Source organism: Streptomyces sp. NPDC005648 (genome assembly GCF_040605395.1).
Classification (GTDB): domain Bacteria; phylum Actinomycetota; class Actinomycetes; order Streptomycetales; family Streptomycetaceae; genus Streptomyces.
This window is the reverse complement of record NZ_JBEXCS010000058.1, coordinates 32129-58452: the sequence shown is the minus strand read 5'-3', so window position 1 is coordinate 58452 and position 26324 is coordinate 32129. Positions and strand designations below refer to the sequence as shown.

The following is a 26324-nucleotide window of genomic DNA, read 5'->3' as shown; positions in this document are numbered from 1 at the left end:
CACTCCTGCGCTGTGATGTCCTCGCGCAGCCTCACGTATGCGTCCATCGGGCGCTGCAGCGGGTCGGCGACCGAGGTGAGCGTGGCGGCGAGAGTACCGCCAGGTCGTAGCCCGGCAGGTACCAGCCCGCGTGCTCCCAGTCCACCAGCACTGGACCGGCCGGGGACAGCAGGATGTTCGAGAGCAGTGCGTCGCCGTGGCAGAACTGGCCCATGCCCTGCCGGCCCGCCGAGTGCGCGATGCCGTGCAGCAGCTTCTGCAGGTCGCCCATGTCCCGGTCGGTCAGCAGCCCCAGTTCGTGATAGCGGGAGATCCGGGCGGCGTAGTCCAGCGGGGCGTCGAAGGTGCCCGCCGGCGGCCGCCAGGCGTTGAGCCGGCAGATCGCGCCGAGCGCCGCCCTGATGTCCGTCCGGGGCGGGGCCTCGGCCGGGTGCCGCTGCAGCGCCGCCACCCGTCCCGGCATCCGCTCGATGACGAGTGTGCAGTTGTCCGGGTCCGCCGCGATCAGTCTCGGCACCCGCACCGGAGGGCGGTGCCGGACGAACGAGCGGTAGGCCGCTATCTCGTGCCGGATCCGCTCGGACCACACCGGGGAGTGGTCCAGTAAACACTTGGCGACGGCCGTGCTGCGTCCGGTGGTGCCGACCAGGAGTACGGAGCGGCCACTGCGGCGCAGCACCTGCACCGGAGCGAACTCCGGGCAGATCCGGTGCACCGACGCGATCGCCGTACGCAGTTGGGCCCCCTGGGGGCCGGACAAGTCGAGTCTCCCGCTGAGCGGTTGGGTGCCGAGCCCCGGGGCGCGCAAGGGCCGGCCCGCACCGAGCGCGGGGGCCGCCGGACGCACGGCGGGGTCGAGGTAGGGGCCGCCGGCCGCCGGACGGGGGCGCAACGACCGGGGCGGGGCGGACACGGAGGACGATGCTGCGTACATGGGCGAAACAGATCCCTTCGTGTGCCTGCATTGCCTGTCTGCGTGACTGCGCTACCCGGCCCGGCACTTCGGGAGCACCCTGGGGAGTACACCCGTCGTTCACAACGGCAACCGGGTCGGGGTAGCGCATTCCTACCTGACACCCGATGCCCAGTGGCACACCATCTGGCGCACCCTGGCGAACCCTGGCGAATAGTCGCCCGGCAACTCTCACCCGGCTACTGTCAACTCAGCCGAGAACCTGGGGGCTTGACGTGAGCGGACAACCCAACACCCGCCTGGCGGACCTGTTCGGCCTGGCCGGCTGGTCCAAGGGTGAACTCGCGAGGCTGGTCAACCGGCAGGCGACGGCCATGGGCCATCCCCAGCTGTCGACCGACACCTCCCGGGTACGGCGTTGGATCGACACCGGGGAGATTCCCCGCGATCCGGTGCCGCGGGTGCTGGCGGCTCTGTTCACCGAGCGTCTCGGCCGTGTCGTGACCATCGAGGACCTCGGTCTGGTCCGGCACGGGCGTACAGGGAAACGGCCGGACGCCGGGAGTGCGGAACATCCCGACGGCGTGCCGTGGGCGCCCGAACGGACCGCGGCGGTCCTCACCGAATTCACGGGAATGGACCTCATGCTCAACCGACGCGGCTTGGTGGGCGCGGGTGTCGCGCTCACCGCAGGATCCGCACTCAGCAGCGCCATGTACGACTGGCTGCACACCGACCCGGGCCTCAGGGCCGACGCCCCACGCTTCGACGATCCCCTGCACGCCGACCCCGCCGGGTTCGACCGCTACGAGGCCGCCCCGATCGGGTCGCAGGAGATCGAGGAGCTGGAGCGCTCGGTCGAGGTGTTCCGGGCCTGGGACGCGGCCCGCGGCGGCGGGCTGCAGCGCAAGGCGGTCGTGGGCCAGCTCAACGAGGTGGGCGGCATGCTCGCCTACCGACATCCCGACCATCTCCAGCGGCGCCTGTGGGGCGTCGCCGCCAACCTCGCCGTCCTCGCGGGCTGGATGTCCCACGACGTCGGCCTCGAACCCACGGCCCAGAAGTACTTCGTCATCGCCGCCCACGCGGCCCGGGAGGGCGGCGACCGGCCCCGCGCGGGGGAGGCGCTCTCCCGCGCGGCCCGCCAGATGGTGCACCTGGGCCGTCCCGACGACGCACTCGACCTGATGAAGCTGGCCCAGTCCGGTTCCGGCGAGGAGGTGCTGCCGCGCACCCGGGCCATGCTCTGCACCATCGAGGCCTGGGCACAGGCCTCCATGGGCAAGGGCCAGGCCATGCGCCGCACCCTCGGCCAGGCGGAGGACCTCTTCGTCTCCGACAAGGGCGATGTGCCGCCGCCGAGCTGGATGCAGATGTTCAAGGAGGAGGACCTCTACGGCATGCAGGCCCTGGCCTACCGGACACTGGCCGAGCACGATCCCTCGGCGGCCGCGCACGCCCAGCACTACGCGGAGAAGGCCCTGGCTCTGCGGGTCGACGGACGCCAGCGGTCGAAGATCTTCGACTTCCTGTCCATGGCCTCCGCCTGCTTCATCGCCGACGACCCCGAACAGGCCGACCGCTACGCCCGACTGGCCCTGATGTCGATGGGATCCAACTCCTCCCACCGCACCTGGGACCGGCTGCGCCAGATGTACCGGCTCACCGCCGAGTACTCCAGCTATCCGAAGATCCACGAGCTGCGGGAGGAGATCAAGCTGGCGCTGCCGAGGAAGTCCCAGGGGGGAAGCAGCGTACGGGTATAGGGGGTTCGTGCGGTCGGACCACGTGGTCAGACCACCCTGGCGACGAGCACGCACGCGTCGTCGTCGCGCTCGGTCCCGCCGAACTCCTCCACGACCATCCGCACGCAGTCCTGTGCGGTGCGCGCCTCGCCGAAGCGGGGGGCCAGGTCGAGGAGCCGGCTCGCGGGCTCCGACCTGCTGTCGTGCCCGGGCACCAGCCCGTCGGTGTGCAGCAGCAGGAGGTCGCCCACCTCGAGGGTCTCGTGGGCCTGCTCGTAGGTGGCACCCGAGGTCGCGCCCAGCAGGACCCCGTCCGGTGCGCGCAGCCTGCGCCCCGTCCCGCCGCGGAACAGCAGCGGGGCGGGGTGTCCGGCCTGCGCCCAGGTCAGGGTGCGGGTCTCGGACCGGTAGCGGCAGCAGACGGCGCTGCCCAGAGCGGGTTGCACGGTGGCGTCGAGTAACTGGTTGAGCAGGGAGAGCAGCCGGCCCGGCTCGGTGCCGGCCATCGCCATGCCCCGCAGGGCGCCGAGCAGCATCGCCATGCCGGACGTGACGACGACGCCGTGTCCGGTCAGGTCACCGACGCTCAACAGGCTCTGTCCGTCGGAGAGTTCGAGTGCGTCGTACCAGTCGCCACCGATCAGCGCGGTGGACGAGGAGGGCAGATAGTGCGCCGCGAGATCGAGTGTCTCGGGTCCCTGGTGCGGGAGCCGCAGGGAGCCGCGCCACGGCGGCAGCACGGCCTCCTGCAGCTCGACCGCGAGCCGGTGCTCGGTCTGCGCGCGGTGCTGCTGGCGCTGCAGCGAGTCACGGGTCTCGCTCACCGCCCGCTGGCTGCGGCGCAGTTCGCTGACGTCCCGCAGTACGGCCCACATGGAGGCGGTGCTGCCGTCGGCGTCGAGCACGGGCTCGCCCATCATGTGCACCGTCCGCACCTCGCCGTCCGGGCGCACGATGCGGAACTCGCCGTCGATGGGCTTGGCGTCGACGAGACAGTCGGTGACCATCGTCGTCAGTTTCGCGCGGTCCTCGTCGAGCACCAGGGACGGCAGTTCGTCGAGGGTGAGCGGGGGAGCGGTGGGGGCGCGGCCCAGGATCTGGTACAGCTCACCGGACCAACTCGCCTCGTCCGTCAGCAGGTTCCACTCCGCACTGCCGACCCTGCTGAGCAGCGAGCCGCGCCGGGGAGCGGACGGCACGGGCGGGGCCGGGTGCGGTGGCGCGGGCTGCGGGCCGTCCCGCAACTGCGCCAAGTGGGTCTCGAGGTCGTTGAGTTGATGCAGGGCCAGATCGCTCAGCGCGCGCTGCCAGCGCTCCTGCGGGTCCGAACCGTCGCCGTCCGCGTCCCGCCGTACGGCGTCCATGTCGCCCTTGAGCCGTCGCGTCTGCGATATCAGCGCGTCGACCGAGCCGCGCCCCGGCGGCTGGGCGGCTGGGTGATCCGCAGAGAGATGGGACGGCATGACGCGCTCCGATGCGGGACGGTACGACCAAGGCGGACGGAGGGACCGTTACGACTGTTGCACAGCCCGCGACGCCCTGTAAGGGATTTGGCAACACACGATCCGGTGGTGCTTATGGCATATGCCACCGTCTTCAAGGTGTGGTCCGCCTGCGCGTACCGGCTACCTCGCCCGGTGGGGCAAGTCGTAGATGCCGTACGCGACTTGAGGCATCGTAACGGAGCCCGAGCGGGTGTTCATGCGCATGTTCGACGGGTGTCTGTTCTAAGAGGCCTGGCATACCCGGAGCCGACGGGCTCCCTTCGAAAGAAAGTGATGTAGGTCACATAAACTCGCAAGCGCTTCCGCGTAATGCGAGCGGCACCTGCGAGGTCGTACAAGCACATCGGCAATCCGGCCGACGTGCGATCTGCAGGGGGGAACGATCCATGGACATCGCGCTCGAACAGCCCGCCCGTGGCCGTCTGATCACCGCCGACGAGCAGGAGCTGCCCGTCCCGGCGACGTTGCGCTACACCTCCGAGGACCCGCTGGCCGTGCACCTCGACTTCCCGCCCGACGTCTCCCTCGACGGCACCGAGGTCAGCTGGACCTTCGCCCGCTCCCTCCTGGAGGAAGGCCTGCGGGGCCCCGCGGGCGACGGCGACGTCCACCTCTGGCCCTGCGGCCGCGCCCGCACCGTGGTGGAGCTCCACTCGCCCTACGGCATGGCCCTCCTGCAGTTCGACACCTCGGCCCTGCGGCGCTTCCTGCTGCGCACCTACGCGGTGGTGGCGGCCGGGCAGGAGGATCTGGGCGAAGCCGTCGACCGGGGGCTGAGCGCGCTGTTCCGCAATGTCTGACGGCGGCGATCCGCCGAACCGGGACCGGCTTTGACTTCTGTTCACCTCCGCCTCACCGACCGGGTATGGACCTCGGCCCTCACCCCGTGCAGCCTTGCGCGCGGTGTGCCGCAGGGGCACTCCTGTGACGAGGGCGGGGCGAATGACACCGATCAGCCGAAGAGGCTTCGTGGGGCTCGGCGCCACCGTGGCGGCGGGCATGGCGGTGGGCGCCGGCGCGCGTCCGGCGACCGCTGCCCAGAGCGCGGCGACCGGCACGATCACGGACGTGAAGCACGTGGTGATCCTGATGCAGGAGAACCGCAGCTTCGACCACTACTTCGGGCGGCTGAAGGGCGTCCGGGGCTTCGACGACCGCAGCGGCATCACGCTCGGCGGCGGCCACTCGGTCTTCGACCAGCCGAACGGCTCCGCCCGCCAGTACCCGTGGAAGCTCAGCGCCACCCCGGCCGCGGGCGGCAAGGACGGCGAGACCCTCGCCCAGTGCAACGGCGATCTGCCGCACTCCTGGTCCTCCCAGCACGCGGCCTGGAACAAGGGACGGCTCGACAACTGGGTGTCGGGGGTGGGGAACGTCCGCTCCCTCGGCTACCTGGACCGCTCCGACATCCCCTTCCACTACGCGCTCGCCGACAACTACACCGTCTGCGACGCCTACTTCTGCTCCACCCTCAGCGCCACCGGCCCCAACCGCACCTACCTCTGGAGCGGCAAGGTCGACTCCTCCAGCTATGACGGCGGCGACGAGTCCGGCCTCACCTGGCAGAACTACGCCGAGGCCCTGCAGAACGCCGGAGTGACCTGGAAGGTCTACCAGAACGCGCAGGACAACTTCGGCGACAACGGCTGCGCCTACTTCAAGAGCTTCGCCAACTCCAAGGCGGGCAGCCCCCTGTACGACCGGGGCATGGCGTCCGTGGCGAAGGTCACCGGCTCGACCCCGGACGACATCGCCGCCGCCGTCAGGGCCGACGTCGTCGCGGGCACCCTCCCGCAGGTCTCCTGGATCGTCCCCAACCAGGCCTTCTCCGAGCACCCCTACGCCCCGCCCGGCGACGGCGCCCACTTCGTCAGCCTGGTCTACCAGGCCCTGGCCGCGGATCCCGACGTCTTCGACTCGACCGTGCTGTTCCTCAACTACGACGAGAACGACGGGTGCTTCGACCACGTCCCGCCCCCGGTCCCGCCCGCCGGAACCGCCGACGAGTTCCTGAACGGAGTGCCGTACGGCTTCGGCTTCCGCGTCCCGATGATCGTCGTCTCGCCCTGGACGCACGGTGGTTGGGTCTCCTCCGAGGTCTTCGAGCACACCTCGGTGCTGCGTTTCCTGGAGACCTGGACGTCGGCCCTCGGCAGGCCCGCCTCCTGCCCCAACATCAGCGCCTGGCGCCGCAAGGTGAGCGGTGACCTCACCGGAGTCTTCGACTTCGCCAACCCGGTCTACGGCACGGTCCCCCTCCCCGCCACCGGCGTCATCGGCTACTCCACCTGCGGCCCGCTCCCCAACCCGGTGCCCACCACCAACGCCCTGCCCGCCCAGGAGACCGGCACCCGCCCCGCCCGCGCACTGCCGTACCAGCCGAACGGCTATCTGGACCACCTGGAGTTCGGGACGGGCGGCAAGATCCTCGCCTGGTTCGCCATGACCAACCAGGGCGGCGCCGCCCGGCGTGCCGCGCACTTCTCCATCCACCCGGGCGCCTACCGCGACACCACGCCCTGGCAGTACACCGTCGACGCGGGCGGCACTGCCTCCGACTACTTCAACATCGGCTCGGGGTACGGCGACGGCAAGTACGACCTGACCATGGTCGGCCCCAACCGCTTCCTGCGCCGCTTCCAGGGCGACGCGACCAAGGCGGGCCGGTCGGCCGAGGTGAGCACGCGGTACGCCGTGGAGCCGGGCACCGGCAAGCTCGCGGTCTACTTCACGATGGCCAACTCGGGCTCGGCGCCGGTGCGGTTCACCATCACCTCCAACCACTACCGCGGCGACGGACCGTGGAGCTACCCGGTCGCCGCGGGCGGGTCGGCCGAGGACTTCTTCAACGCCGTCGCGTACCAGGGCGGTTGGTACGACTTCACGGTCACCGTCGACTCCGAAGCGACCTGGTCACGCCGGTTCACCGGGCACCTGGAGACGGGCACGGCGAGCGTCAGCGGCTGAACCGGGCGCGGGGTCCGGGCGGCCGGTCCGGACCCCCACCGCGCCGGGACCCGGACCTCCGCCCGGGCTCAGTACCGCAGGACTCCCGCGATCCCGCGCGCGTCGGCCAGTGTCCCGTCCGGCACGAAGCGGACGTCCGCGCCCGTCTCCAGACACTGCTCGACGATCTCGTCCACGATGTCCTCGCGGGCGTCGAGATCCCCGGTCACCGCCGGCAGCAGATGGTCACCGAGAGCGTCCCGCACCGTGACGCGGTAGTTCTCCTCCACGGCGAGCAGCCGTACCCGGCCCTCCCGGGCGCTCTGCCAGACCTCGTCGACGCCGGCCGCGAAGGTCTTGCGGCCCCGGGCCGACTCCAGTTCCCGGGCGACGGCCTGGGTACCGAGGCGGGCCTCGGCGGCCACCGTCGGACCCACCGCCTGCCACACGGCGTCGGGCGTGCCGTGGGCCAGACCGCCGTGCGGGATGCGCACGGCCTCCTTGGTGACGCCGCCCACCTCGTCCAGCAGGGACAGGGCGGCCGGCTCACCGGTGACGTAGAGCGGTCGTGGCTGTTCGCGCAGGACCATGCCCATCGCGGCGTCGGCCTCCCGCAGGAAGTGCCGGGTGTCCTCGTCGCGGAAGGTGCTCGGCATGTCGCCGATACGCTCCTGCCGTTCGGCGTCGAAGTCCACCGGCGTCCGGGTCACCGGGAATCCGCCGGTGCGCTCCAGGGTGACGCGGTCCGCGCCCCCGCTCCACAGAGCGACCCGGTCGGCGGAGACCGACAGCACCCAGAACGGCCGCTCGGCGGCGTGCGCGGAGACCAGGTTGCGGGTGAGGAAGGTGTCCGAGAGGACCACGCGCTCGGGCACGGTACGGCCGAGCGACCACACCTGGTGCTCACCCGGAGCGGCGAAGATCACCAGACCGTCCTCGGCATGGGCCAGATCCACCTCCGCGAGGGCCTGGTCGAGCTGGTGGACCACGTCGGAGCGCCGCTCCCGGCTCACCGCCGGATCGGACTCCAGCTGTTTCTTGGCCTCGGCCACCACATTGCGCAGCCGGACCGGGTCCTGTGCGTTGTCGGGCTCGCGGCGGTGTGTCGGTGTCAGCACGGACACGGCCGGATAGGGGCGCGGGCGCCGGAGTTCGGAGAGGGTCGAGGGACTCAGGTCGTGCTCCATAAGAGCACGATAGGACTGATTCACCGATCGGGCATTCGGGGCAATCCCGCCAGAAATAGGTGGCGGCGGCCACCGCATGGCGTGCCCTAGCGGCCGGCGCCCGCCGGTTCGGTCACCGCGACATTGCCCTGCGCCACGGCGCACAGGGTCCGCACCCCGCCGCCGTCGACCGTCGCCACCTCGCAGCGGCACACGACACGGGTCCGGCCGGCCCGCACCACCTGAGCGTCCGCGCGCAGCACCGCGCCCGTGGCCGGACGCAGGTAGTCGATGGTGAACCCGGACGTGATGACCCCGGGTCCCACCACCGTGGCCGCGGCGAGCGTCAGCGTGTTGTCCGCCAGATAGGACACGACACCGCCGTGGACGAAGCCGTACTGCTGCAGCAGCTCCTCGCGGATGTCCAGCTCCAGCGTGGCCGCGCCGTCCCCGCAGTCCACCAGCCGGGTGCCGAGCAGCCTGCTGAAGGGCTGGTCGCCCAGCGCCTCACGGACCAGGTCCAGATCCATCGTCGCGTCGGCCCTCCGTCTCACTTCACCAGTGAAGTGAGGGTGGCGCGGGCCGGTGACCTCTGTCAAGATCGGCCCATGTCCGAGCCGGATCAGCGTCTGTACTTCCTGCTCCAGCGGGCGGCACACCGTCTGCGCACCTCGGTGGACCGTCGCTGCCTGGCCGTCGCCGGCGTCACCACCGCGCAGATCGGCGCGCTGTTCGCCGTACAGGAGCAGCCGGACATGACGCAGCAGGAGCTGGCCCGTGTTCTCGGGCTTCGGGAGTCGGCCGTCACGGCACTCGTGGGGCGCCTGGCCATGGCGGGGCTGCTCACCAAGCGGACACACCCGAACCAGCACCGAGCCGTGCTCCTCGGGCTGACCCCCGCCGGAGCCGCCGCCCTGGACGCGGCGCAGCCGGAGATCGACCGCTTCAACACCGAGCTCAGGGAGCTGCTGGGGGACGACGGGTTCGCACGGACTGCCGGGGCGCTGCACCGGCTCGCGTACGACTGGGAGGCGTGAGGTCAGCCGTCGTCCTCCTCCGGCCCGCAGGAGCTGCCGTCCGGTGGCAGGGAGCCGTACATGAGGAAGTCGTCGACCTTCTGGTGCACACACTTGGAGGAGCCGTACCCGGTGTGCCCCTCGCCCTTGTTGTCGAGGACGACGGCGGAGGAGCCGAGCCGCTTCGCCGTCTCCACGGTCCAGCGGTACGGCGTCGCCGGGTCGCCCCGGGTGCCCACGAGAAGCATCTTCGCGGTGTGCACATCACGTACCTGGTCGCGGATGTAGGCGGTGCCCCTGGGGCGGCCGTAGCACATCAGCAGTTCGGTGAGGCGGTAGCGGCCGAAGACCGGTGAGGCCTGCTGGTACTCGGCGCGCAGTGCGGCGAGGTCCTCGGTGATCCGGCGGGCGCCGGGGCGATCCGGATCGTCGGCGCAGTTGATCGCCATCAGCGCCGCCGGAAGGTTGTCGAGCGGTACCTGGTCCTCGTCGACCAGACCGCCGTCGGACTCCTCCCGGACCGCCCAACCCGCCCCGCCGGACGCGAAGTTCATCACTCCGCGGGTGTCGCCGTCCTCGACGAGCTGGGAGAGGGCGCGCTCCAGCGACGGCCAGAGGCTCTTGCTGTACAGCGCCTGACCGATCGCGCCCACGAGGTCCTGACCGGTGAACTCCTGGCCGAAGTCCGTCGGCACCGGGTTCTCGTCGAGCGAGTTCACCAGCTGTACGACCTGATCGCGGGCGTCCCGCTCGTCCTGCCCGAAGGGACAGGCGACGTCCTTGACGCAATAGGCGATGAAGTCGTCGAGCGCCGTCTGCTGGCCCTCGGCCCCCGCCACCCCCTGTTCGGACATCGGCTCGGTGAGCGTGTCCACCCCGTCGAGCACCAACCGGCCCACTTTTTTGGGGAACTGGGCCGCGTAGACCGCGCCGAGGCGGGTGCCGTAGGAGAAGCCGAGGTAGTTGAGCTTCCGGTCCCCGAGGGCCTGGCGTATCACGTCCATGTCGCGTGCGGCGTTCACCGTGCCGATGTGGGGGAGGACCGGGCCCGAGTGCCGCGCGCATTCGTCGGCGGCCTTCTTCAACTCCCTGAGCAGGGCCCTGGGTTCACCGAGGTCGGCGTTGTCGTCGAGCACCGCCGCCGCCTCGTCGGAGCCGTCGCCGCAGCTGACCGGGGAGGACCTGCCCACGCCGCGCGGGTCGAAGCTCACCACGTCGTACTCGTTCGTGAGGTCCATGAAGTCCTCGCCGTCCGCGGCGAGTTCACTGACGCCGGCGCCGCCCGGCCCGCCGAAGTTCAGCACCACGGAACCCCGCTTCTTGCGCGCGGTGGAGGTGTAGCGGGCGAGGGCGAGATCGAGTGTGCCGGCCTTGGGCCGGGTGTAGTCGAGGGGCACGGTGACCTTGCCGCACTGAAGATCACTGGGCATGTCCGCGCCCTTGCACCGCGACCACGAGACCTTCTGTGCGTAGAACCGCGAGAGGTCGGGTCCGGTGCCGTCCGCCGCCGCCGTCGGCAGCCCGGCGGCGAGCAGGGCCAGTCCGACGGCCCCGGGGAGCGCACAGCGCCGCACCACGGACCGCGTCGACAGCTCGGCAAGCATCACGGCCTCCAAGGGCGCCCGCCGCGGACCGGGTGGAACGGCGCCCTCGATCACGATAAGCGGACGGCCCGGCCCCCGCCTCCGGGCCGGAGGGACCCCCGACCCCCGATCGCCCCGAGCCCGCGGCCGACCACCCCGCCCCACCCCGGGCCGGGCTCCCCGGCCCCCGACCGGGCGGCCATCTCCCTCGCCCACACCGTCACCGGCGACACGCCCGCCTCGCACGAGGGGGCGATTCAGCCGCGGCCGCCTAGCGCGCCACCCCCGTCAGCAGCACCATCCCCGAATCCCCGTAGGCGGGCAGGGTCGGGTCCGCGTCGATGCGGGTGACGGTGAGTTCGCGGGTCAGCGGGGTGAACACCTTCGTGACCGTCTCCGGGTTCACCGGACAGCCGGGCCAGCGGGACGCCGGTCCGATGCGGTAGGTGGGCAGGTTCTCCATGAAGGCGGCGACCAGCCACCCGCCCGGGACCACGCAGCCCACGAAGGTGCGGCAGAAGTCGGCGAACTCCGCCAGGTCCTCGGTGGCCCCCTCGGCGACGAAGTGCATCGACGCCAGGTCGTAGCCGCCGGGGGCGAGTTCGCGGACGTCGGCGTGGACGACGTGGACATGGGCCAGCGCCCGGGCCAGGGTGGCGGGCAGGTCCGGGTTCAGCCGCCGGCACAGCGCGTGGAAGGGCAGCCAGCTCGCCTCCGGCCCGCACACGATCTGCCGCTCCAGATAGGCGACATTGCCGGCCCCCGCCTCGACGGCGTCGATACGGCGGCTCGCCGCCGCCGCGAGGATGAGCGGGTACAGGTTGGGGCCCGCCCCGAACTCGACCGTACGGGTCAGGGAGTCCGGGGCCAGACGCCGGTAGAAGGCGGAGTGGTGGGCGATGACCGCGGCGTCGGACGGGTGCACGTCGCGGTAGTTCTCCGCGAGGTAGTCCGCGACCGGCCACCGGTCCCAGTCCACGTCGTCGTTGTGAGTCGTCATGCCGTCTCAGCCCTTCGGCTTCAGCGGGAAACGCGCGGCCAGCCGGGTCAGCGTGCCGTTCAGCCGGTCGATGTCGCCATCCGAGTTCAGCGCCGTGACCTGGATGCGGAAGCCGACCCGGTCGCGCGGTACGAGGGGATAGGCGGCCAGCGTGACATAGATGCCCTCCTCCCACAGGAACGCGGCGACCGCGTCCAGGTCGTCGGCGTTCACCAGCGGGATCTCGATGATCGGCAGCCGGTCCCGGTTGAGCGTGCCGACGTCCAGGGCGGCGAGGTGGTCCAGCACCCGCTCCGTCCGGTGGAACAGGTCGGTGCGGAGCGCGTCACCGCGCCGGTCGTTGACATCCAGGCCGGCGAGCGCCGTCGCCAGGGACGCCGTGGGGGAGGGGCCGGAGTAGAGGTAGGGCCCCGCGGCCGTCTTCAGGCGGTTCTTCAGCTCGGTGGGCAGGGCGAGGAAGGCGAGCAGCGACGAGTACGCCTTGGAGAAGCCGGAGACCAGCACGATCCCGTCGTACGACTCCCCTGCGTGCCGCACCACCCCGTTGCCGCGCGATCCGTACGGGCACGGCTCCCGGGGCCCGCGCTCGCCGATGACCCCGAAGCCGTGCGCGTCGTCGACGTAGAGCGTCGCGCCCCCGGCACGGCACACCGAGGCCAGGGCGGGCAGGTCCGGGAGGTTCCCGGTCATGCTGTTGACGCCGTCCAGGCACACCAGCCGGGGGAGGGCCGACGGCACCGAGGAGAGCAGGACCTCCAGCTCGTCGGGGCGTTCGGCGTGGAAGCGGTGCAGGGTGGCGCCCTGGCCGCGGGCCACCAGGCAGCCGTCGTACACCGTCCGGTGCGCCGTCGCCTCCACGAAGACATGGCCGCCCTCGGCCAGGATCGGGATCACCGAGGCGTGGATCAGGGTGAGCGTCGGCAGCAGCAGCGTGTCCGGCGCGCCGAGCAGCCCGGCGAGCCGCTCCTCGATCTCGGGGTACAGACGCGGGCTTCCCAGCAGCCGCGACCAGCTGGGATGGGTGCCCCAGCGCCGTACGGCGGGATCCACGGCGTCGATGATCTCCGGGTCCCAGTCGAAGCCCAGGTAGTTGCAGGAGGCGAAGTCGATCAGCCAGTGCCCGCGGCTGCGGATGCGCCGGCCCCGCACCTCGTCGAGTACGGCGTCGCTCATCGGACTGGTGCGCCGCAGGTGTTCGAGGTCCGCCCACAGCGAGGCCCGCCGCTCCGCCGGCGTGGGCCGCCCGTTCGGCGCCGCGACCGGCTTCGTCCCGTCGGCTCCCGGCGCGTAGCAGCGGCCGTCACGCTGCCGCAGCACCCGCTCGCTCTGCCGTACCGTCAGCGGCCGCGCGAACAGAAAGCCCTGCCCGAACCGGCAGCCCATGCCCGCCAGCAGATCGCGCTGCGCCGGTTCCTCGATCCCCTCGGCGATCACCTGCAGCCCCAGTGTGTCGGCGATGCGCACGATGCCCTCGACGAGCGCCACCTGCTGGGCGTCACGGGTGATGTCGTCGATGAACGTCTTGTCGATCTTCAGTACGTCGATGGGGAAGTCCCGCAGATACCGCAGCGAGGAGAATCCGGTCCCGAAGTCGTCCACCGCGATGTGCACGCCCAGCTCCTTCAGGGCCCGCAGCACCGCCTGGATCTGGGCGTCGCGGCGCAGCAGCACGGTCTCGGTGAGCTCCAGCTGCAGCGAACCGGGTGCGAGCCCGGGCGTCCGCAGCGCCTCACCGACCTGGTCCACGAACCCGGCGTCACGGAACTGCCGGGCCGACACGTTCACACTGACGTACGGCGGCGCGGCGGGGCCGGGCAGCCGCTGGAGCCCGGCGATGTCGCTGACCGCGTTCTCCAGGACCCACGCCCCGAGCGGCGCGATGTGCCCGGTCTCCTCGGCCAGGGTGATGAACTGCTCCGGCGGCACGGGCCGGGGCGGGGCCTGCGGCCAGCGGACCAGCGCCTCGAAGCCGACGACCTCTCCCGCGGCGATGTCCACGACGGGCTGGTAGCGCAGGGTGAACTGCTTGTCCTCCACCGCCCGGGCGAGCCGGCTCTGCAGATCGTGCCGCTCGATCATCCGGGTGTGCAGCAGGGGCTGGAAGCGCCGCCACTGCCGTTTGCCGGCCGCCTTCGCCGCGTACAGCGCGAGGTCGGCGTGGCCGAGCAGCTCCTCCGCGTCCGTGCTGTCGCGGGCGGTGGCCACCCCCACGCTCGCGGAGACGGTCACCGCCTCGTCCGCGAGGGCGAACGGCCTGGTCAGGCTCTGCACGACCTGGGCGGCCAGCAGCTCGGCGTCCAGCGGCTCACGGGCGTCCTCCATCAGTACGGCGAACTCGTCGCCGCCGAGCCGGGCGGCGGTGTCGGTGCGCCGCAGCGTCTTGGACAGCCGCTCGCCGACCGAGATCAGCAGATGGTCGCCGGCCGAGTGTCCGAGGGTGTCGTTGACGTCCTTGAAGTCGTCGAGGTCGATGAAGAGCAGACAGGTCAGGGAGGACTCGCGGCGGCCGCGCAGCAGGGCGCGCTCGATCCGCTCCAGCAGCAGCGTCCGGTTGGGCAGGCCGGTCAGCGAGTCGTGGAAGGCCCGCTGGGTCAGCTCGTGCTCCAGCCGGCGCTGCTCGGTCACGTCGCGCAGGGTGACCACCAGGCCGCCGACGGTCTGCTCGTCCCGGAAGTCGCTGCACCGCACCTCGACCTCGACCCGGTCCGCCCGGTGCCGCACCCACCAGTGGTCGTGGGTGGCCCGGGGCCCGTTGTCCCGCACGGCCGTCAGCTCCCGCGCCGCACGGTGCCGGTCGCGCGGGTCGACCAGCTCCGGCAGCGAGGCGCCGACGAGGTCGGCGGTGCCGAAGACGGAGGCCGCCGAGGGGCTGGCGTAACGGATCGTGTCGTCGTCCTCGATGATGAGGATGACGTCGGAGGCGTTGCGCACCAGGGTGCGGAAGTACGCCTCGTTCTCCCTGCGGATGATCTCCTGGCGCAGGGCGATGCGTTCCATGGCGAGGCCCGCGTGCGAGGCCAGGATCTCCAGCGAGCCGCGGCTCTCGGCGAGTCGGCCGGGCGGCCCGGCGACCAGCAGCACGCCCGGGACATCGCCGTAGGGACGCTCGGGCGGGATCATCAGGCAGACCAGCACCGTGGCGCCCGCCGCCTCGGTCTCGACGTCGGGGCCCAGCTCACGGGCCTCGACGAGCCGCCCGTGGTAGGGCTCCAGGTCGGACGCGCGCTCGGCGGGCAGCAGCAGGGTCCGGTGCTCGACCGTGGTGCCCAGCAGCCGGTCGACGGCGATCTCGCACGACCGGGCGACCTCCTGCTGCCGGACCGCGGACACCAGCGACGCGGCCGCCCTGCGCAGCGCCAACTCCCGCGCCACCGTGATCCGGTGGGCCACCACCATCCCGCCGAGCCGAAGGATGACGAGCAGGAACAGCACAATGGAGAAGGCGGCGATCACGGCGGCGTCGCGCGGTGTGCGGGCAAGCCCCTCGTACAGCAGGATGCCGGGGGCGATGAGGGTCGCCACGGCCAGCATGGCCGGCCGGCGCCTCGGCGCGACCAGGGACCTGCGCTGGGGGACGGCCGCGGTCAGCTCCTTCATCGCCGGGTGCAGCGCCGCCTGGCCCCAGGCCGTGTAGAAGACGATCCACCCGGAGTCCAGGGCCGTGCCGGCCTGCCATATCGAGTTCAGCTGCAGGATGCCGTACGCGATGTCGAAGCCGAGCAGCGTCAGCGTGCCGACGACCAGGAGCTGCACGGACCGGTTGTGGCCGTCGGCCGGGCTCGGGGTGAGCAGCCGCGCCAGCAGGGCCAGGACGAGGACGTCACCGAGGGGGTAGGCGATGCTGATGGCCCGCTGCTGCCAGGTGAGCCCCTCCACCTCGGTGAGCGGCTGCACCAGATACACCCACACCGGCAGTGCCAGACCAGCGGTGAAGATCATCGCGTCCAGCAGGCTCGGCAGGTCGTGCCCGGCCCACCGGTAACGGACCAGGCCCGAGAGTCCCGCGGCGAACAGCGGATAGGTCGCGAGGTAACTGGCGTCGGCGGGGGACGGGAACGGGTTGGAGGCCTTGAAGTACTCCTCGACGACGTTGTAGTACGTGTCGCCCGCGATGAACGTGAACAGACCGGCCGCCAGCAGCCACCAGGGCCAGCGATGGGCGGGCCGGTGCACCCGCACGCCGACCAGCACGGCGGCGACCCCGGAGAGACCGATCACCGCCCATACCGGAGCACGCGTGGCCGGCACGGTCATGTACACGATGGTGGCGACCGCGACCAGCGCGACATGAGCGGCCATGAGCCGATGTGCGCGCAGCAAAAGCAAGCGCCTCCCCCCGGTGGGGAGACCGGGCCGTCCACCTGGTCTGCTTATCCGTAGATCGTAGGCACCACGGCCGGAGCCCTGCATCTCGGGCGGACCGGGCCCGCCTCAGTCCCTCCGTCGAGGAAGCGCACGTGCGCCGTGGTCCACCAGCGCCCTCGCGCCGCCGGGAAGGCGTGTCGGCGCGCGAGGCCACGCCACGGAGCGCCGCCGTGATCAGGGGCAGCGACGGCCGGGGAGGACGAGATCCCGCTGCCCGCCGGTCTGTTCACCGACGGGCCCGCGACCGTGACCGGCTCACCGCCCGGCTCGCTGCCGTCCGGTCGCACGACGGCTCGTAATGCTGTTGCCGCAGTCGCCTCGTGGTGCTGGAGTGATCACATGGATCACGTAGGCGTGCTCGCCCTCTTCGACCGTGACATGCGCGAAGGCGCCCAGCCGGACGGCCCCGACGACCGTGTCGAACGGGTCGGCGGAGTGGTGCGCCATGTCGCCTCGGCCCAGGGGTGGAACGGCGTGATCTGGTCCGACCTGGACGAGACGAACGCGGACGCGGCGATCGCCCGGCAGATCGCCTACTACTCCGGGCTCGGCCGTGAGTTCGAGTGGAAGCTCTACGGACACGACCTGCCGATGGACCTGGGGGAGCGGCTGCGGTCGGCCGGGTTCGAGTCCGAGCCCGAGGAGACGCTGATGATCGCCGAGGTCGCCGGCCTCGACCTGGACGCCCGGCCGCCCGAGGGCATCCGTGTACTGCCGGTCACGGACGCGGCCGGCGTCGACCTCGTGGTCGACGTGCACGAGAAGGCGTTCGGCAGGGACGGCACCCGGATGCGCCACCAGCTGCTGACCCGGATCACGGGCGAGCCGGACACCATCGTCGCCGTCGTCGCCCTGGCCGGCGACGAGCCGGTGAGCTCGGCCCGGATGGAGCTGGTGCCCGGCACCCGGTTCGCGGGGCTCTGGGGCGGCGGCACCGTCGAGGAGTGGCGCGGTCGCGGTGTCTACCGCGCCCTGGTCGCCCACCGCGCCCGCGCCGCCGTCGAGCGCGGCTACCGCTACCTCCAGGTCGACGCCTCCAGCCAGAGCCGTCCGATCCTCGAACGGCTCGGTTTCGAGGCGCTGACCACGACGACTCCGTACACGTACACCCCGTAGCGCCTGTCGCTTCCGCGGGGATGTCACATCCGCGGCGCCCCGATCCGTCGCAGGGTCATGACGACGAACCAGAGCGACCAGAGCATCCTCCTGGCGGGCGCGAGCGGCGTCCTCGGAGGCCACATCACCCGCGTGCTGACCGAGGCCGGCCACAAGGTCACCGGCCTCGGCCGCGGACCCGCAGCCGGGGTGCGGGCCGACCTCATGGACCGTGACGCGCTGCTGCGCGCGGTCGACGGCCGGCACTTCGACACCGTCATCCACGCCGCCACCGCCCTGCGCAAGGCGCCCCTGCGCCACCGCGACATGCACGCCACCGACGCCCTCCGTATCGACGGCACCCGCCATCTCATCGAGGCCGCCCGGGCCACCGGCGCACGCCGGTTCGTCAGCGAGTCGATGGTCTTCGGCTACGGCTACGGGGACTTCGGCACCCACACGATCACCGAGGACGACCCCTTCGGCCCGCCCGGCACCGACCCGGAACTGGAGCGGCATGTGGAGGGCATGCGGGTCAAGGAGCAACTCACCTTCGAGGCACGTGGGTTGGAGGGCATCGCCCTGAGGTTCGGCCTGTTCTACGGCCCCGGTGGCACCGACGCCCTGTTGCCGATGCTGCGCAAGCGGCGGCTGCCGGCCCCCGCCGACGGCGACAGGGTCCTGCCGTGGGTCGACCTCACGGACGCGGCGCGCGCGGTGGCCGCGGCGGTCGAGCGCGGCCGCCCCGGACAGGCGTACAACGTCACCGACCGTACGCCGACCGGTTTCCGTGCTCATCTCCTGTGCGTCACCGAGGAGTTCGGCCTGCCGAAGCCGCTGACCGTGCCGCGCCGGCTGACCCGGCCGATGTCCTACGCGCACACCCTCTTCGCGACGAGCATGCGTGTGTCGTCGGCCAAGGCGGAGCGGGAGCTGGGCTGGACACCCGAGTTCCCTTCCTGCCGCGAGGGCATCGCCGCGCTGGCGGCACGCGGTTGAAAGCCCGACCGGGGCCGTTCGGACCGGCGGCGAGGGCCGAACGGCCCTGCCTCACACCCCGCCCCGGCCGGCACCCTCTGCCGTGGAGACACCACCTGGGGTCACCACCTGGAGACACCGCCCGGGGACGGCCTCCCGAGGCGCCCGCTCTCCCGCTCAGGGCGCCCGGTCGAGGCGACGGGCCCGCCGGCTGCCGCGGGGAGCCGCGTCGGCGGGCCTGGAGAGCGGGCCCGGGCGAGGCGCACACGAGCCTCGCCCGGGCCGAACCGGCCGGCGCACCGGCGCACGAGCCGCCGTCAGCGCCGTGCCCGCGTCCGGTCCAGTGCGGCGACACCGACCGCGGCCAGGCCGATCTGGATGAGCCACTCGATCCAGTCGATGCCCTTGGTGTCGGCCACGCCGATGGCGCTCGCGATGGCCGAGCCGATCAGCGCGGCCACGATGCCGACGACGATGGTCAGCAGAATCCCGATGTGCTGGCGGCCGGGAACGACCAGCCGGCCCAGCACACCGATGATGATTCCGATGATGATGGCACTGATGATGCCTGAGATCTCCATCTCCGCCCCTTTTTGTCAATTTCCCCAGCAGTATGCGGATGCCCTCTGCGCGGAGGGACAGTCCGTTCCGCTTAGGTCAAGACCGTCCTATGACAGCTGTTCAGCTTCTGTTCTGCCATGTACCGTTCAATCGTTCGGCCGCACGGATACGGTGCGACCGGATGTCTACGCGCGCAGATGCCCTGCGTCTACGCGCGTAGGGCGATCCGCATCCCGCACGGCTTTCGTCCCCGACCCCTCACGGAGGTACGCCGGATGCTCACCCGTTCCAGATCCCGCCACCGACTCACCACGGCCCTCGCCGCCCTCGGCCTGCTCGCCACGGGCGCCGCTCTCCAGACGACGGTCGGTGCCACCCACGCGCACGCGGCCACCACCCACCGCATCCTCTTCGACGACGGTCACGCCGAGGAGGCCGGCAACGCCGACTGGATCATCTCCACCAGCAAGCCCGACCCGCTGGCCCAGGACTCCTCCCCGTCCGCCGAGACCGACTGGACGGGCGCGCTGTCCTCGTGGGGCGTCGCCCTGCAGAAGACCGGCAACTACAGCCTCAAGACCGCGACCAGCGCGCTCACTTACGGCGGTTCGTCCACGACCGACCTGTCGAACTTCGACACCCTGGTCCTGCCGGAGCCCAACACCCTCTTCACCACCGCCGAGAAGACGGCGATCATGAACTTCGTCAAGAACGGCGGCGGACTGTTCATGATCTCCGACCACACCGGGGCGGACCGCAACAACGACGGTGAGGACGCGGTCGAGATCCTCAACGACCTGATGACCAACAACAGCGTCGACTCGACCGACCCGTTCGGCTTCTCCATCGACTCCCTGGACATCAGCTCCGGCTACCCGGCCGCGATCAGCGACAGCACCGATCCGGTGCTCCACGGCTCCTTCGGCACCGTCACCAAGAGCCTGATCGCCGACGGCACCACCGCCACCCTCAAGCCGGCCGACAACTCGGCCGTCAAGGGCCTGGTGTACCGCAGCGGTTACTCGGGCAACACCGGCGCCTTCTTCCTGACCTCCACCTTCGGCAGCGGCCGGGTCGCCTTCTGGGGCGACAGCTCACCGATCGACGACGGCACCGGCCAGTCCGGCAACACCCTCTACGACGGCTGGAACGACACCGGCGCCACCAACGCGGCCCTCGCCCTCAACGCCACCGAGTGGCTGTCCGGGGCGAGCGGCAGCAGCGGTGGGGGTGGGGGTGGCGGCGGCACCGGCACCTGCACCGCCGCCCAGCTGCTCGGCAACAACGGCTTCGAGTCGGGCAACACCACCTGGAGCGCCAGCAGCGGCGTCATCACCAACTCCAGCAGCGAGTCCGCCCGTACGGGCTCGTACTACGCCTGGCTGGACGGCTATGGCAGCGCCACCACCGACACGCTCTCCCAGTCGGTGACCATCCCCTCCGCCTGCACCACCGCCGCGCTCAGCTTCTATCTGCACGTCGACACGGCGGAGACCAGTACCAGCACGGCCTACGACACCCTGAAGGTGCAGGTTCTCAACAGCTCGGGGACCGTCCTCGGCACGCTGGCGACCTACTCCAACCTGAACGCCGCCAGTGGCTACACCCAGCGCAGCTTCAGCCTCGCGAGCTACGCGGGCCAGACGGTCACCCTGAAGTTCACCGGCACGGAAGGCTCCACCCTGCAGACGTCCTTCGTCATCGACGACACGGCGCTCAACGTCAGCTGACGTCCGTGGGGCCCGGCCCGCACCGGGCCCCACGGGGTCACCCCGCCGCAGCCGTCAGCTCCCGCGCGTTCCAGCCGGAGACCCTGACGCGCGGCGCGTCACCCTGCAGATCCGAGGTCCGGTAGGTGGCGGTCAGCGTCACCGACTCGCCCGGCCACAGGCTCACTTCGTCGTCCGACCACCGGACCGGCAGCACCGGCTGCCCCTTGGCGTCGACGACATGCACATCGGTCAGCAGCGACGGCGTCTTCCCGGTCCCCGTGTTGCGCAGGGTCACCGTGGTGGTCGAGGTGCCGCCCGCGGACGCCGTCGACGCGGTCGCCGACACCGGGACCTGGGCCATCGAGGACAGACCCCTGAGATCGGCGTAGCTCGTCGTGGGCGTGTAGTACCAGTCGGTGCCGGCCCAGTCGAGGGTGTCCGGCCTGGTGGAGAGCCAGTAGACGTTCCGGCTGACCTCCTTCCCGGTGGCGTCGGTCAGCGTCAGGCGGGCCAGATAGGTCGTCGGCAGTCCGCTCACCGACGCGGGCAGCGTGAGCGCGGTGGTGTGCGCGCCGTCGCCGTCCACCTTCACACCGGTGACGGTCCTGTCGTACCTCTGGGTGCCGTCGGGATCGAACAGCGTCGCCCGCGCGGTGAGCCCGGAGGCCGCCGTGTGCCGGTTGTCGACGACGTCCACGGAGCGGTCGTCGTAGGAGTACTGGATGTGCAGCGGCTCATTGGCCTTCTTCGCCCCGAAGTAGGCGCCGCCCTGGTCGAGATAACGGTCCATCAGCTGCCAGTGCAGCGAGGTCCAGCCGCTGTTGAACATCCAGTAGACGACGCCGGTCGACGGCTTCGAGGAGTCGGTGGCGTTACGGCCGTACGCCTCGAACTGGGCGCGGACGTTCTCGTACTGGGCGAGCTGGGCCTTCCTGACGTAGTCGGTCAGGCCGGTGGGGGCGCCGTAGCGCCCGGTGAGGGCGTTGTCGTAGAGCTTGAGCGTGCCGAAGGTCGACGAGGGGGAGCGGTGGTACTGCTTGGCGCCGGGGTTCTGCCAGAGGGTGTCGAGTTCGGCGGGGGTCATCATGCGGCGCAGGGTGTCCAGGGTCGGGATGTCGGGGCCCGCGCTGGTCTCGGAGTTGAAGCCGGTGGCGCCGCCCTCGCGTTTGGCGTACCAGTAGTTCGGCGGGATCCAGTCGTAGGGGCCGGTCATCTTCATGCCGGAACCGCCCAGCTGCGGCGAGGAGTTGGCGGAGGCGGCGGCGACCACCGGGTCGGGCCAGTCGGCGGCCTGGAGGGCGTCGAGACAGTTCTTCTCGATCGTCGCGTCGGGCGCGAAGTCGCTGCCGATGAGGAACGAGATCACGCTCGGATGGTCGCGCAGCCGGGCGGCCTCGGCGGCCATCGACGCCTTGGCCACCGGGTAGTCGGCGGCCGTCCACTTCTCGCCGGACTCGTCGCCGTTGACCTGGCCCTCCCACTTGTCGCAGCACTCCCAGCCCGGGAGGGTGAGGATGCCGTAGCGGTCGGCCAGGTCGAAGAACTCGTCGGGTTCCAGGTGGCCTTCCAGGCGGATGGTGTTCAGGCCCAGGTCGAGCGCGTACTTCAGACGGTCCTCGGTATACGTCCGGTCCCAGCGCAGGAACTCGTCCGGGGACCAGCCGCCGCCCTTGATCAGCAGCCTGCGTCCGTTGACCTGGTACCGGCGGGCGCCATCGGAGTTCAGCGGCGCCCGGACGTCACGGATGCCGAAGGTCTCGTGCGCGGTGTCCGAGGGGGTGCCGGAGACGGAGGCGGTGAGGTTCAGGTCGTACAAAGGCTGGCCGCCCATGCCCGCCGGCCACCACACCCTGGGTGAGGTGAGGCGCAGGCCCGGTGTGTCGGACGGGGTGAAGGTGACGGCCCTGGTCTCGTGTGCGGCGAGGGTGACGGTCTTCTCGAACGTCGTCGTGCCGATGCCGCCCGAAACGGTCGCCGTCACCGGTGCGCCGGAGTCGTTGCGTGCCCGCGCCTTGACCGTCAGATCGGCCGAAGCCAGTGAGGGCACGTCCAGATCGGTCACCACATGCGCGTCGCGCAGCGCGACCGGGCCGCCGCGGCGGACCAGGACGTCACGGACGATGCCCATGTTCTCGTCGGGCGGCGGCTGGAGCCAGTCGATCCACCCCATGGTGAGGTTCTTGTCCGGGTCATTGGGCTGGACGCGGAAGGCGACGGTGTTGGTGCCGGAGTGGACCAGAGAAGTCACGTCCAGCTCGTGGTCGGTGTAGGCGCCGGTGACGTCCTTGGTGGTGGCGACCTGCTTGCCGTCGACGTAGACGTCGGCCGCCGAGATCACCCCGCTGAAGTCGAGATAGGTGCGCTCCTCGGTGTCGGTGACCGTGAAGTCGGAGCGGTACCACCAGGGGACCTGGAAGTCGGCCTTCGGGATCTTCTGCTGGTTGGTCGAGCGGAACGGGTCGGCGTACACACCGTCGGCGAGCAGCGCGGCGAGGACGGTGGAGCGCGGCCCCGCCGGGTACCAGCCGGTCGCCGGGTAGCCGGGGGAGGAGACGGCGGACGCGGCGTCGGACACCTTGGCCGTCGACTGGATGGCGTAGCCGGAGAGCGCGGTCGAGCCGCCCGGCGCGGAGGAGACCCGGGTCGGCCGGTCCGGGGGGCCGGTCCGATGGGTGTGGGGCCCCGCCCAGGCGCTGGTCGTCAGGGAACCCAACAGACCCAGGACCACGGCGGCCGTGGGGAGGCGGTGTCCTTTCACGGAGTCTCCAGCCCCTTCGTAAAGTTAGGAAACTTTACTAACTCGAAGTCACGCTAGGGCGCCGAGGAAGCGGTGTCAATCACCGCGCCGTGTGGGGGACTTGTTCAGGAAGCTGCCGAACGGCGCTCGAACACCATGTCCCGCGCGGTGTCCAGGGCCGTGGCCACCGCGCCCAGCAGGACCGCGTCCTCACCCAGTCGGCTGGGCGCGATCCGAGGCCGCAACGGCGTCAACGCCCGCAGGTTGTCCCGTACCGGCTTCAGCAGCAGATCGACACTGTGGCCCACCCCGCCGCCCAGGACCACCAGATCCGGGTCGAGCACGGCCGCGGCCGCCGCCACCGTGTGCGCGATGCGCTCGCCCTCCAGCCGAACCGCCTTGACCGCGGCCTCGTTGCCCTGCCGGGCCGCGTCGAACACCGCCTTCGCGGTGAGCTGCCCGCTCATGCCGAAGCGGCGCGCCGCCTCCACCACGGCCACCCCCGACACCGCGTCCTCCAGCCGCTCCGGCTTCTGCTGCCCCGGCCACGGCAGGAACCCGATCTCGCCCGCGAGGCCGTGTGCCCCGGTGAACAGGCGCCCGTCGCTGACCACGCCCATGCCGAGACCGGTGCCGATCAGGATGTACGCGAACAGCCTGCTCCCCGCCCCGACCCCGTACGTGTACTCGCCGAGGGCGGCCAGATTGGCGTCGTTGTGCACCTCCAGCGGAACGCCCAGCTCCGCCCGCATCCGGTCGAAGAGGCCGGCGCGGCCCCAGCCCGGCAGATGCATCGCGTACCGCACCCTGCGCTGCCGCTCGTCGTACACCCCGGGGGTGCCCACCACCGCGTGCACCACCTCGTCCGGCGCCACCCCCGAACCGGCCACCACCTGCCGCGCCGTCGCCACCACCAGGTCGGCCATCGCGCCCGAACTGCGGGCCCGGTTGCGCACGTCGGAGCGGGCGACGACGGAGCCGTCCAGGTCGGCCACCGCGACCCGCAGCCAGCTGCGGCCGACGTCGATGCCGAGGGCGTAACCGGCCGCCGGGTCCGGCGCGTACAGAACCGCCGTACGCCCCCGCTCGGGCGCGAGCGTGCCGACCTCGTGGACCAGACCCGCGCTCTCCAGTGCGGCCAGCGCGCTGGAGACCGTCGGTTTTGACAGACCCGTGTCCCGGGCCAGCTGGGCGCGCGAGGCGGGGCCGGCGGAGCGCAGCCGGTCCAGGAGCAGCCGCTCGTTGGTGGAGCGCAACCGCTGCCGGTTCCAGGGCTGTTCCTGTTGTGTCACGACGTCACCGGCGGCCATCGCACCATTCTCGCCCACGCGGAATCCCCTCTTGACGCATCAAGTAAGGCTCCTTAACTTTATCGCCCAGTCAGCCACCGGATACCGGCCCGCACGCGCCGCACCTCGTCCCTCCCGCATCGCACCCACCGTCAGGAGCCCCCATGTCCGGTAGCCCGCCACCCAGTGGTGGCTTCGTCCGCCGTGTCGGCCTGTTCCAGGCCACGGCCATCAACATGAGCCAGATGTGCGGCATCGGCCCGTTCGTCACGATCCCGCTGATGGTCGCCGCCTTCGGCGGGCCGCAGGCGGTGATCGGCTTCGTCGCGGGAGCGGTTCTCGCGCTCGCCGACGGGCTGGTGTGGGCCGAACTCGGCGCCGCGATGCCCGGCTCCGGCGGCTCCTACGTCTATCTCCGCCAGGCCTTCCAGTACCGCACCGGGCGGCTGATGCCGTTCCTGTTCGTGTGGACGGCGATGCTCTTCATCCCGCTGATCATGTCGACCGGTGTGGTCGGCTTCGTGCAGTACCTGGGCTACCTCGCCCCGGATCTGGGGCAGACCTCGGGCGACCTGATCGGCCTCGGCGTCATCGCACTGGTGATCGTCCTGCTGTGGCGGGGCATCGAGCACATCGCCCGGATCACGGCCGTGATGTGGGCCGTGATGATCATCTCGGTGGTCCTGGTCATCCTGGCCGCGGCGACCGACTTCAGCGGCCACCTCGCCTTCACCTACCCGGCGCACGCCTTCGACCTGGGCAGCAGCGGCTTCTGGCTGGGCTTCGCGGGCGGTCTGACCATCGGCATCTACGACTACCTCGGCTACAACACCACGGCCTACATGGGTGCGGAGATCAAGGACCCCGGGCGCAATCTGCCCCGCTCGATCATCTACTCGATCCTCGGCATCATGGCGATCTACCTGCTGCTGCAGATCGGCACCCTCGGCGTCATCGACTGGCACCGCATGATCGACCCGAAGGACATCGCCTCCACCTCGGTGGCCTCGGCGGTGCTGGAGAAGACCTGGGGCAAGGGGGCCGCCGACACCGTCACCGTGCTGATCCTGATCACCGCCTTCGCCTCGGTGTTCACCGGTCTGCTCGGCGGTTCGCGGGTGCCCTACGACGCGGCCCGCGAGCGGGTCTTCTTCCGCCCCTACGCCAAGCTGCACCCCAAGCACCGCTTCCCGATGCTGGGCCTGGCGACCATGGGGGTGATCACGGCGATCGGCTTCCTGATCGGCCGGCACACCGACCTGGCGACCCTCATCCAGCTCCTCACCACGGTGATGGTGATCGTCCAGGCGCTGGCCCAGATCCTGGCGCTGAGCGTGCTCCGCACACGCCAGCCGACGCTGAACCGCCCGTACCGGATGTGGCTCTACCCGGTCCCGAGCATCGTCGCCTTCGTCGGCTGGTGCGTGATCTACGGCTACGCGGACAAGAACTCACCGGGCCGCCACCCCATCGAGTGGTCCCTGGCCTGGCTGGCCCTCGGCTGCGTCGCGTACGTCCTGTGGGCCCGCTTCGAGAAGGTGTGGCCGTTCGGCCCGAAGGAGATCACGGAGGAGTACCTGACCCCCGAGGCGGTGAACCCGGAGCCGGCCGGCACATGAGAACTACGGTCCCTCGACTCCCTCGCCCCAGCTAGCTCCGACTGACCACCCACCCAGCCTCCCCGGGCGACGCGTGTCCCGGGGAGGCTTTCGC

17 protein-coding genes and 1 pseudogene are annotated in these 26324 nt (G+C 71.2%); 8 read left to right on the top strand and 10 right to left on the bottom strand.

Annotated features, from left to right (window positions below):
- Positions 1–97: 97 nt before the first annotated feature.
- Positions 98–934, bottom strand: a pseudogene (locus ABZT17_RS28990) (aminoglycoside phosphotransferase family protein); the annotation flags it as partial.
- Between the two features lie 254 nt (positions 935–1188).
- Here ABZT17_RS28990 and ABZT17_RS28985 point away from each other — a divergent pair.
- The gene (locus ABZT17_RS28985; RefSeq protein ID WP_356352891.1) at positions 1189–2679 is read left to right on the top strand and encodes a hypothetical protein; all 1491 of its coding nucleotides are present in this window, start codon (positions 1189–1191) and stop codon (positions 2677–2679) included.
- Positions 2680–2705: 26 nt separating this feature from the next.
- Here the strand turns inward: ABZT17_RS28985 and ABZT17_RS28980 are convergent, their stop codons facing one another.
- Complete coding sequence (locus tag ABZT17_RS28980; protein WP_356352889.1) at positions 2706–4121, bottom strand: SpoIIE family protein phosphatase; 1416 nt, start codon at positions 4119–4121, stop codon at positions 2706–2708.
- A gap of 428 nt (positions 4122–4549) precedes the next feature.
- Here ABZT17_RS28980 and ABZT17_RS28975 point away from each other — a divergent pair, with 428 nt between their 5' ends.
- Together ABZT17_RS28975 and ABZT17_RS28970 are read left to right on the top strand one after the other, a co-directional pair.
- Positions 4550–4963 (top strand): SsgA family sporulation/cell division regulator, encoded by a 414-nt coding sequence (locus ABZT17_RS28975; protein WP_356352887.1) that lies wholly within the window; start codon positions 4550–4552, stop codon positions 4961–4963.
- A gap of 142 nt (positions 4964–5105) precedes the next feature.
- On the top strand, positions 5106–7130 hold the full coding sequence (locus ABZT17_RS28970; protein ID WP_356352885.1) for a phosphocholine-specific phospholipase C: 2025 nt from the start codon (positions 5106–5108) through the stop codon (positions 7128–7130).
- 68 nt (positions 7131–7198) lie between these two features.
- On the opposite strand, the gene ABZT17_RS28965 is transcribed toward ABZT17_RS28970, so the two are convergent.
- Both ABZT17_RS28965 and ABZT17_RS28960 read right to left on the bottom strand, forming a co-directional pair.
- Positions 7199–8296 (bottom strand): chemotaxis protein, encoded by a 1098-nt coding sequence (locus tag ABZT17_RS28965; protein ID WP_356352883.1) that lies wholly within the window; start codon positions 8294–8296, stop codon positions 7199–7201.
- Between the two features lie 86 nt (positions 8297–8382).
- Positions 8383–8805: a PaaI family thioesterase gene (locus ABZT17_RS28960; RefSeq protein ID WP_356352898.1), complete on the bottom strand. Its 423-nt coding sequence runs from the start codon at positions 8803–8805 to the stop codon at positions 8383–8385.
- A gap of 78 nt (positions 8806–8883) precedes the next feature.
- Between ABZT17_RS28960 and ABZT17_RS28955 the strand changes: the two genes are divergently transcribed.
- The gene (locus tag ABZT17_RS28955) at positions 8884–9312 is read left to right on the top strand and encodes a MarR family winged helix-turn-helix transcriptional regulator (protein WP_356352881.1); all 429 of its coding nucleotides are present in this window, start codon (positions 8884–8886) and stop codon (positions 9310–9312) included.
- Positions 9313–9314: 2 nt separating this feature from the next.
- Here the strand turns inward: ABZT17_RS28955 and ABZT17_RS28950 are convergent, their stop codons facing one another.
- From ABZT17_RS28950 to ABZT17_RS28940, 3 genes are all read right to left on the bottom strand, one after another.
- Positions 9315–10895: an alpha/beta hydrolase gene (locus ABZT17_RS28950; RefSeq protein ID WP_356352880.1), complete on the bottom strand. Its 1581-nt coding sequence runs from the start codon at positions 10893–10895 to the stop codon at positions 9315–9317.
- A 250-nt stretch (positions 10896–11145) separates the two neighbouring features.
- Entirely contained in the window at positions 11146–11874 is a 729-nt protein-coding gene (locus ABZT17_RS28945; RefSeq protein WP_356352878.1) for a class I SAM-dependent methyltransferase, read from the bottom strand.
- A gap of 6 nt (positions 11875–11880) precedes the next feature.
- Entirely contained in the window at positions 11881–16173 is a 4293-nt protein-coding gene (locus ABZT17_RS28940) for an aminotransferase class I/II-fold pyridoxal phosphate-dependent enzyme (protein ID WP_356352876.1), read from the bottom strand.
- A gap of 405 nt (positions 16174–16578) precedes the next feature.
- On the opposite strand from ABZT17_RS28940, the gene ABZT17_RS28935 reads away from it, so the two are divergent.
- Together ABZT17_RS28935 and ABZT17_RS28930 are read left to right on the top strand one after the other, a co-directional pair.
- Entirely contained in the window at positions 16579–17355 is a 777-nt protein-coding gene (locus ABZT17_RS28935) for a GNAT family N-acetyltransferase (RefSeq protein ID WP_356352874.1), read from the top strand.
- Positions 17356–17412: 57 nt separating this feature from the next.
- Positions 17413–18333 (top strand): NAD(P)-dependent oxidoreductase, encoded by a 921-nt coding sequence (locus tag ABZT17_RS28930; protein ID WP_356352872.1) that lies wholly within the window; start codon positions 17413–17415, stop codon positions 18331–18333.
- A 296-nt stretch (positions 18334–18629) separates the two neighbouring features.
- On the opposite strand, the gene ABZT17_RS28925 is transcribed toward ABZT17_RS28930, so the two are convergent.
- Positions 18630–18893 carry a GlsB/YeaQ/YmgE family stress response membrane protein gene (locus tag ABZT17_RS28925; RefSeq protein WP_356352870.1) on the bottom strand — a complete coding sequence of 88 codons (264 nt, stop codon included), beginning with the start codon at positions 18891–18893 and terminating at the stop codon, positions 18630–18632.
- Positions 18894–19148: 255 nt separating this feature from the next.
- Between ABZT17_RS28925 and ABZT17_RS28920 the strand changes: the two genes are divergently transcribed.
- Positions 19149–20603: a hydrolase gene (locus tag ABZT17_RS28920; RefSeq protein ID WP_356352869.1), complete on the top strand. Its 1455-nt coding sequence runs from the start codon at positions 19149–19151 to the stop codon at positions 20601–20603.
- 37 nt (positions 20604–20640) lie between these two features.
- Here ABZT17_RS28920 and ABZT17_RS28915 read toward each other — a convergent pair whose 3' ends face one another.
- Both ABZT17_RS28915 and ABZT17_RS28910 read right to left on the bottom strand, forming a co-directional pair.
- On the bottom strand, positions 20641–23343 hold the full coding sequence (locus ABZT17_RS28915; RefSeq protein ID WP_356352868.1) for an exo-beta-D-glucosaminidase: 2703 nt from the start codon (positions 23341–23343) through the stop codon (positions 20641–20643).
- Positions 23344–23447: 104 nt separating this feature from the next.
- Positions 23448–24632: an ROK family transcriptional regulator gene (locus ABZT17_RS28910; protein WP_356352896.1), complete on the bottom strand. Its 1185-nt coding sequence runs from the start codon at positions 24630–24632 to the stop codon at positions 23448–23450.
- Between the two features lie 143 nt (positions 24633–24775).
- Between ABZT17_RS28910 and ABZT17_RS28905 the strand changes: the two genes are divergently transcribed.
- Complete coding sequence (locus ABZT17_RS28905; protein WP_356352867.1) at positions 24776–26230, top strand: APC family permease; 1455 nt, start codon at positions 24776–24778, stop codon at positions 26228–26230.
- Positions 26231–26324 lie beyond the last annotated feature (94 nt).

Excerpts from the sequence above, each read along its gene's own strand:
- ABZT17_RS28950 (WP_356352880.1), bottom strand. The coding sequence starts at position 10,895 with ATGCTTGCCGAGCTGTCGACGCGGTCCGTGGTGCGGCGCTGTGCGCTC.
- ABZT17_RS28940 (WP_356352876.1), bottom strand. The coding sequence starts at position 16,173 with ATGGCCGCTCATGTCGCGCTGGTCGCGGTCGCCACCATCGTGTACATG.
- ABZT17_RS28935 (WP_356352874.1), top strand. The coding sequence starts at position 16,579 with ATGGATCACGTAGGCGTGCTCGCCCTCTTCGACCGTGACATGCGCGAA.
- ABZT17_RS28965 (WP_356352883.1), bottom strand. The coding sequence starts at position 8,296 with ATGGAGCACGACCTGAGTCCCTCGACCCTCTCCGAACTCCGGCGCCCG.
- ABZT17_RS28975 (WP_356352887.1), top strand. The coding sequence starts at position 4,550 with ATGGACATCGCGCTCGAACAGCCCGCCCGTGGCCGTCTGATCACCGCC.
- ABZT17_RS28970 (WP_356352885.1), top strand. The coding sequence starts at position 5,106 with ATGACACCGATCAGCCGAAGAGGCTTCGTGGGGCTCGGCGCCACCGTG.
- ABZT17_RS28910 (WP_356352896.1), bottom strand. The coding sequence starts at position 24,632 with ATGGCCGCCGGTGACGTCGTGACACAACAGGAACAGCCCTGGAACCGG.
- ABZT17_RS28930 (WP_356352872.1), top strand. The coding sequence starts at position 17,413 with ATGACGACGAACCAGAGCGACCAGAGCATCCTCCTGGCGGGCGCGAGC.
- ABZT17_RS28905 (WP_356352867.1), top strand. The coding sequence starts at position 24,776 with ATGTCCGGTAGCCCGCCACCCAGTGGTGGCTTCGTCCGCCGTGTCGGC.
- ABZT17_RS28925 (WP_356352870.1), bottom strand. The coding sequence starts at position 18,893 with ATGGAGATCTCAGGCATCATCAGTGCCATCATCATCGGAATCATCATC.
- ABZT17_RS28955 (WP_356352881.1), top strand. The coding sequence starts at position 8,884 with ATGTCCGAGCCGGATCAGCGTCTGTACTTCCTGCTCCAGCGGGCGGCA.
- ABZT17_RS28920 (WP_356352869.1), top strand. The coding sequence starts at position 19,149 with ATGCTCACCCGTTCCAGATCCCGCCACCGACTCACCACGGCCCTCGCC.
- ABZT17_RS28945 (WP_356352878.1), bottom strand. The coding sequence starts at position 11,874 with ATGACGACTCACAACGACGACGTGGACTGGGACCGGTGGCCGGTCGCG.
- ABZT17_RS28980 (WP_356352889.1), bottom strand. The coding sequence starts at position 4,121 with ATGCCGTCCCATCTCTCTGCGGATCACCCAGCCGCCCAGCCGCCGGGG.
- ABZT17_RS28960 (WP_356352898.1), bottom strand. The coding sequence starts at position 8,805 with ATGGATCTGGACCTGGTCCGTGAGGCGCTGGGCGACCAGCCCTTCAGC.